We start from the raw sequence: 2,185 nt of genomic DNA, 5'->3' as shown, positions 1-2,185 counted from the left end.
AGCCGCCCGCCTCGCGTGGAATCGAATGCCCCGGAAGCCTTGCTGTGCAAGGCTTCCGGAGAGCGGAGCGGGGACTTTTGCGCCGCTGTGCGGCGCGAAGGTAACGGCATTTTTGAAGGCTGTCGAAAAAGTCCTTGGACTTTTTCGACAGCCTGAGCCGCCGTGCACACTGCGCGGCGGCTTTCGTTTTGCTGTGGCAGGGCAAAAAATTTTTTCAAAAAACCTGTTGACAAATTAGAATATTAGAATATAATAATATTAGAAATAATAAATGTGAGGTGAACGACATGACGGACGTAACCGGGCTCTACGAGGAGAAGGCGGCGCTGCTCAAGGCCCTTTCCCATCCGGTACGGCTGCAGATTGTCCGGGGGCTGCTGCGGTGCGGCTGCCGCAATGTGGGATGTATGGAGGCCAATGTGGGCCAGTCCCAGTCCTGCATCTCTCAGCATCTCATGCGCCTGAAGGCGGCGGGGATTGTCAAGGCGTCCCGCTCCGGCAACGAGGTCTATTACGAGGTTGACAACCGGGCGGGGGTCACGGCGGTCATTGCCGCTCTCTTCGGCGACAGGGAGGAGGACTATCAGCGTGATTTATGATATCGCGGTCATCGGCGGCGGACCAGCGGGGCTGTCGGCGGCGGTGCAGGCCAGGCAGCGGAACCGGACGGCGGTGGTGGTCAGCGGAGACGACCGGGACGGCCCTCTCAGCAAGACTGAGCGGGTGGACAACTACCTTGGTATTCCCGGCGTCACCGGTCCTCAGCTGTTGGAGCGGTTCAAGGCCCACGCCGGAGCCATGGGCGTGGAACGGGTCACCGGCCGGGCGCTGAATATCATGCCCCTGAACGGCACATTCTATATTGGAGTGGGCAGCGAGCTGGTCCAGGCCCGTGCGGTGGTGCTGGCGCCCGGAGTGGTCCGCCGGGCCAAATTCCCCGGCGAGGCGGAGCACATGGGCGCGGGCGTCAGCTACTGCGCCACCTGTGACGGCATGCTGTACCGGGGCAGGGACGTGGTGGTGGCCGGCCGGTCTGCAGAGGCCCCCGAGGAGGCAAACTACCTCCACGGCCTGGGGTGCCGGGTGACCTATACCGCTCCCGCCAGGCCGGAGGATCTGAATCAGGAGATTCCCTTTGTCAAGGCGGCCAGAATTGAGGTCTGCGGCGATGGGAAGGTGACGTCTGTCAAGGCGGACGGACAGGAGATTCCCTGTGACGGCGTCTTTATCCTGCGCTCGGCGGTGGCCCCCACCGACCTGCTCCCAGCCCTGGAGCTGAAGGACGGCTATATCGCGGTGAACCGGGATATGGCCACCAACATTCCCGGCGTGTTTGCCGCCGGAGACTGCACCGGCCAGCCCCTCCAGATTGCCAAAGCAGCGGGGGAGGGTCAGGTGGCCGGACACCGGGCGGCGGAGTACCTGGACCGGCTGGACCGGGAACAAAACGGATAAACAACCCATTCAACATAGAAAAAACATTCAAACTGAGACGAAAGAAAGGAAGTATTGATTATGGCGACCATTCACTTCAACAAGGAAGGCTTTGACAAGGCGATTACCTCCGGCGGCATTACCATGGTGGACTTCTGGGCCTCCTGGTGCGGTCCCTGCCGCATGCTGGCTCCCGTGATTGACGACCTGGCCAACAAGTACGAGGGCAAGGCTGTCATCGGCAAAGTCAACGTGGACGACGAGCAGGCCCTGGCCATGCAGTACGGCGTGATGAGCATCCCCACCGTTATCTTCTTCAAGGACGGAAAGGAGCTGGACCGGAAGGTGGGCGTCATGCCCGCCGAGGCCTATACCGCCATCCTGGACGCCAACGTCTGATTGATGCAGGGGAACATATGGGCGGAGCGCTGTGCTCCGCCCATATGCCTTGTGTCTGCATAATCGCAAAATGAAAAAATATAAAAAATTTGGTTGACAAATCGGGAAGCAGCCGCTATAATAAGCAAGTGGCTTCCGATGAAAGCCAAACAGAATATGCGGATGTGCTGGAATTGGTAGACTGGCTAGCTTGAGGTGCTAGTGGCCCACGGCCGTGCGGGTTCGAGTCCCGCCATCCGCACCAAACCAATACAATCCGAACTTGTTTCCGATAGGAGATGGGTTCGGATTATTTGTTTTCTTTGACCGTTACGAAAGCACCTATTTCCGCAACGGAGTGGAGCGTAAACCG

At 59.4% G+C, this 2,185-nt stretch carries 4 protein-coding genes and 1 tRNA gene; all 5 read left to right on the top strand.

What is annotated here, in order from left to right:
• Positions 1-238: hypothetical protein (locus QZY67_RS11650; protein ID WP_295370485.1), on the top strand; the 238-nt coding region annotated here is incomplete at its 5' end.
• Between the two features lie 49 nt (positions 239-287).
• On the top strand, positions 288-599 hold the full coding sequence (locus QZY67_RS11645) for a metalloregulator ArsR/SmtB family transcription factor (RefSeq protein ID WP_295370483.1): 312 nt from the start codon (positions 288-290) through the stop codon (positions 597-599).
• Positions 589-1,455, top strand: a complete 867-nt coding sequence (locus QZY67_RS11640) for an NAD(P)/FAD-dependent oxidoreductase (RefSeq protein ID WP_295370481.1) — start codon at positions 589-591, stop codon at positions 1,453-1,455. The genes QZY67_RS11645 and QZY67_RS11640 overlap by 11 nt, the downstream gene beginning before the upstream one ends.
• 60 nt (positions 1,456-1,515) lie before the next feature.
• A complete protein-coding gene (gene trxA, locus QZY67_RS11635; protein WP_295370479.1) occupies positions 1,516-1,833 on the top strand; it encodes a thioredoxin in 318 nt (105 codons plus the stop codon).
• 158 nt (positions 1,834-1,991) lie between these two features.
• Positions 1,992-2,077 (top strand) — tRNA-Leu (locus QZY67_RS11630).
• The last annotated feature ends 108 nt before the right edge of the window (positions 2,078-2,185 follow it).

It is taken from the genome of uncultured Pseudoflavonifractor sp. (assembly GCA_904419835.1).
Lineage (GTDB): Bacteria > Bacillota > Clostridia > Oscillospirales > Oscillospiraceae > Pseudoflavonifractor.
Note: the sequence above shows the minus strand (reverse complement) of the source record. Positions and strands in the feature narration are given on the sequence as shown.